At 56.1% G+C, this 4,371-nt stretch carries 6 protein-coding genes; 4 read left to right on the top strand and 2 right to left on the bottom strand.

Translation table 11 applies throughout. The features are described 5' to 3' along the window. The 3 genes from ABRA89_RS20095 to ABRA89_RS20085 all read left to right on the top strand — a co-directional run. A partial coding sequence (locus tag ABRA89_RS20095; protein WP_349943285.1) for a hypothetical protein occupies positions 1-191 on the top strand: 191 nt, incomplete at its 5' end. A 277-nt stretch (positions 192-468) separates the two neighbouring features. Beyond that, a complete protein-coding gene (locus tag ABRA89_RS20090; protein WP_349943284.1) occupies positions 469-1,953 on the top strand; it encodes a PAS domain-containing protein in 1,485 nt (494 codons plus the stop codon). An 11-nt stretch (positions 1,954-1,964) separates the two neighbouring features. Then, on the top strand, positions 1,965-2,348 hold the full coding sequence (locus ABRA89_RS20085; protein WP_349943283.1) for a response regulator: 384 nt from the start codon (positions 1,965-1,967) through the stop codon (positions 2,346-2,348). 195 nt (positions 2,349-2,543) lie between these two features. Here the strand turns inward: ABRA89_RS20085 and ABRA89_RS20080 are convergent, their stop codons facing one another. Continuing rightward, positions 2,544-3,452: a DMT family transporter gene (locus ABRA89_RS20080; protein WP_349943282.1), complete on the bottom strand. Its 909-nt coding sequence runs from the start codon at positions 3,450-3,452 to the stop codon at positions 2,544-2,546. Positions 3,453-3,520: 68 nt separating this feature from the next. Here ABRA89_RS20080 and ABRA89_RS20075 point away from each other — a divergent pair, with 68 nt between their 5' ends. Beyond that, entirely contained in the window at positions 3,521-3,865 is a 345-nt protein-coding gene (locus ABRA89_RS20075; protein WP_349943281.1) for a winged helix-turn-helix transcriptional regulator, read from the top strand. Between the two features lie 187 nt (positions 3,866-4,052). Here the strand turns inward: ABRA89_RS20075 and ABRA89_RS20485 are convergent, their stop codons facing one another. After that, on the bottom strand, positions 4,053-4,172 hold the full coding sequence (locus tag ABRA89_RS20485; protein WP_463671327.1) for a hypothetical protein: 120 nt from the start codon (positions 4,170-4,172) through the stop codon (positions 4,053-4,055). Positions 4,173-4,371: the final 199 nt, after the last annotated feature.

Genomic DNA, 4,371 nt, shown 5'->3' with positions numbered 1-4,371 from the left:
GGGTAAAGGGAGCCAGGATCGTCTGCCCGCACCGGGCGACGCTCAATCAGAACGTGATCTTCCTTATGAAATCCGTGAACGAAGAGACAGGCGCCCTCCCGCGGAAGCGGGTTCGTTCTTCGACCCATCCCAGCCGTTCGGGTGAATATTTTCGAACCGAGAAGCGGACATTCAGCTCTGAAACAGAATAAAGCGGAAGTGTTTCAAAACCGAGCCGTTCGACATTGAATATATATCGGGAGCCGAAGAACTGCGGGCTCCCGTGACGGGAACGTATAAGACGGAACGACGTTTGATCCGAACGCAACAATAAACTCGCGGACCATTTCGCCAAAAAAGGGTGGTCTCACGTTCCCTTCGGTGCAATACCTTCGAAATCCTCGGGTCGAAACTACGCGAGAAATATCAGATTCCGTTCGGTTTCATCTCGAACGATGAATGTTTCGCTGAACCGGATCTATAATTACCTTGACTATCAGTTCCAACTCTTCCGCCGAAATTGAGATCGGTACTCTGGCCGATGAAACCTTGGTGCAGCTCTTCGAACGTGCCCGTTCGGCGATCGTGCTGACGGACCCGTCTCTGGATGACAATCCGATTGTCGCCTGTAACGACGCGTTCCTGGAACTGACTGGCTATCCTAAGGAAGAAGTTCTTGGAAGGAACTGCCGGTTCCTTCAGGGGGTGGGAACCGAACCAATGACTGTTCGTGAACTATCTCGATGCGTCGCTTCGGAACGCTCCGGACAGTTCGAGATCCTGAACTTCCGCAAGAATGGTTCGCCGTTCTGGAACGCACTCCATATCGGACCGATTTTCGGGGCCGATGGTCGGGTCCAGTACTTCTTTGGCTCGCAATACGACATCTCCGAAACAGTTGAATTCCGTCTCTCTCAGATGCGTGAGCACGAACGGCTCAGCTATGCGCTTCAGGCGGCAAGCGCTATCGGGACATTCGATTGGAACGTGAAAAACGACGTGCTGGCGGTCAACGAAGGGTTTGCGATCGCGTTCGGTCTCGATCCTTCAGCGGCGGCCGAGGGGCTTCCCGTTGACGCCTTTTTCGAGCATGTCGACGAAGCGGACCGAGAAGAACTGAAGCAAGCGACCGCCAAGGCAGTCCAAACCGGCGAACCTTTCGAGCACGAATACGGGGTCAAAGGCTCGGACCGACACCGTTGGCTTCTCGGACGCGGTCGCTGCTTCTACGATGAACACGGTAAACCGACACGCTTCTCTGGCGTCGTGGTCGACATCACGCGTCGAAAGACAGCCGAGGACGATCTCAAGGCCGCACTCGAAAAGTCGGAGCTTTTACGCAATGAGATCGATCACCGGATCAAGAATCTGTTCGCCGTTGTGCCGGCCATCGTAAATCTATCGTCGCGGCTTGCCGACAATACTGAAGATCTCGCGGCGTCTATCCAGCAACGCATTGCAGCGCTTGCGAGAGCGCATTCGCTGACGATCGGGCTCGCTTCCTCGAAACACGGTGTTCTCTTCGATGCGCTCTGCAAGGCGGTTCTCGATCCCTATACCGACGACCACGAGCCTTTCGTGCTGACCGGTCAGAAACTACGAATGGGTCAGACCGAGGCGAGCGCTACAGCACTGATGCTACACGAGCTTGCGACCAACGCTGCGAAATACGGAGCACTTACGACTGTCCAGGGCAGCGTCTCGATCTCATGGACCGTGACTGAGCATGATAATCCGGAAGGCTCTCTTAAGAAGAGCGCCGAAGCATCGATCGTTTGGAAGGAAACAGGCGGTCCGGTGGTAGCAGGTCATCCAGAACGTCACGGATCTGGATCGCAACTGATCGACAAGCTCGTTCGCAGTCTTGGAGGTGTGTTTAAGCGCGAATGGGAACAAGACGGCTTGCGCGCAAGTTTGAGACTCCCGGTCCGTGTGTTCGACATGACGGATGAATACGAAGAGATCGATGGGTAGGAGCGCCGTCGGTGAGTTTTACTGGAAAAACCATTCTACTGCTTGAAGACAATGCTCTTGTCTCAGCAGACTTGTCGATGATGATCGAGGACAGAAACGGCACCGTCATTGGACCGTTCCGGACCTGCGCTGAGGGGTTAGAGGCCTTGACGACCGATATGCCGGATGCCGCTCTGCTGGATGTCGAACTTCTCGACGGTGCGAGTTTTCATGTCGCAGAGCGCATGGCTGCGGACGAGCGTCCATTCATCTTCTACACGGCGAAGGGAAGCGAAGGCTACAATGTTGCAAGGTCAATGGGCGCTCCGCTTCTCAGCAAAGCCCACTCTAGTCGAGAAGCTGTCGATATGCTGGCTATGATAGTCGAGCATTCATCGAAAAAGCCGAGCGCCTAGATGCCGATTCTGAAACAGGATTGGCAGTTCTGTTTCAGGTCGGGCGATCGGCCGGTTTCGACCCAGTAGTGACATACCAGCGGTCGAAGCGTTGCCCCAAAACCTACCATTCACCAATAAACCAAAGTTAGGATTCTGGGCGAGCTTTCCAGTGCTTCGTACCGCTGTTGGCAACAGATCAGAATGAGATCTGCATTACGACGAATGACGTTCCATCTTGTCTGTCGTGGCCGGCTTCTTTGGTCCCCCTGCAACGAACCAAACGGCAACGAGGATGACGGGGACGGCGCTGATCGCGTTCCATGTCGGCCGTTCCCCAAGAAACATGACGCCGAGAACGAGGCCGAGCACCGGTACGACGTAATTGACCTGTTGAAGTCGTCCGGCACCAACACGGGGTATCAGCGTGAAGTAGATCAACGCTGCCAGCGCCGTAGGACCAGCGCCGAGATAGATCGCGGCGAGTGCGGATTCCGGCGATATTTCGGAGAAAGAATAGGTGCCGGTCAATGCCGTAAGTGCAGTAATCAGGATCGCACCGATCAGAACTGATGCCGCTGCCATCGAGAGGGGATTTGGGTAGGGGAACCGCCGCGAGAACAGCGCTGTGAAGGCGTAGCAGAGCGCAGCGCCCGTGAGCGCAAGCCTGGGCAGTAGATCGCCGCCCACTCCCTCGACGGCATTGGGCCCTACCAGAATGACGATACCGGCAAATCCGATCACGGCACCAATCATCTTGGATCGGGTCAGAACCTCGCTTTCGTGGGTGAGCGGGGCGACAGTGAGCGTGACCACCGGAGCAATGCCCATGATCAGCGCCGCAACGCCTGACGGGACGCTCTGTTCGGCATAGCTGATCAGGAGAAACGGCGCGACGTTACCCGACAGACCGACGACGAGCGCCGTGGCCCAACCCGTCACGCCGAGCCCGAGGCTACCGCCGCGAATGCCGAGAACCACAAGCAGAAAGAGTGCGCCGATCACCATACGAGCGGAGACCAGAGAGAACGGGTGCATCGTCGTCACGCCGATCCCTATCGCGAGAAACGAACTTCCCCAAAGCCATGCGAGAAGGAGCCAAAGGCCGAAATCCTTTGCGTTCACTATGCGTTTCCCATACCACGATGCTACGTAATTCGTAGCGCGCTATGTTTTCGATAGCAAGAGGTCGCATGACGCAGATTCCGGTTCCGGGCAAAGCCGTCCGGGGTTCACGCTCAGGCAGTCCGATCATGGCAATGTTCGATCTGCTCGGCCGTCGATGGGCGATGGGCGTTCTGTGGACGCTCAGCGAGCGGGGCGCTTCCACGTTCCGAGGACTTCAAGAAGCTTGCGAAACGATTTCGCCGGCGGTTCTCAACTCACGCCTGAAAGAGCTTCAGGCGGCCGGGTTCGTCGAGCAAACGCCGAACGGATATGCTGTGACGGAGTTGGGAATGTCCGTTTACGAAGCTCTGATCCCGCTGTCCGGCGTGTCGAAGCAATGGGCCGCGTCGATCGAGACAGTTACGAAATAAGGCTTCAACGCATCATTTTACGCGATGCGGTTTGGAATTTCTCCAACCCATCCCTGCCGCTCATGTTTGCTGGAAATCCGTTTACGCACTTTGCCAAACTCTGTGATAATCGGATTAGCCGACAAGCTTCTCGATCTTGAGGGTCGACTCCGATGCGGTACGGCGCGGTTGGCGAGCCAAGCATGACTCAATCGAACCCTTCGTGACCTTCAAACCGGAAGAGAACGCGCAAACCGGGACCATCTCTGTAGAAGGGAAGCAGCACTTCCAGATTGTTCGTTGGTCGCGCAATGCGGAGTTGCGGCACAATCACAGACAAGATCCTTGCTGATTCAAACGGCAGCTAACCCCGGAGTGAACGCTCAAAGCTGCCATTCGGCTTTCTTGAAGAGTTTCGGGCGCCGCGAGGCGTACGAAAGTCCGCGAAGAACGAACCTGCGGGATGCTGGAACGGGACTATGGGGTTTTCGGCTGAGAGCTGATCCTGTGTGATCGATTTCCAGGCC

Source organism: Fulvimarina thalattae, assembly GCF_040239565.1.
Classification (GTDB): domain Bacteria; phylum Pseudomonadota; class Alphaproteobacteria; order Rhizobiales; family Rhizobiaceae; genus Fulvimarina.
Note: the sequence above shows the minus strand (reverse complement) of the source record. Positions and strands in the feature narration are given on the sequence as shown.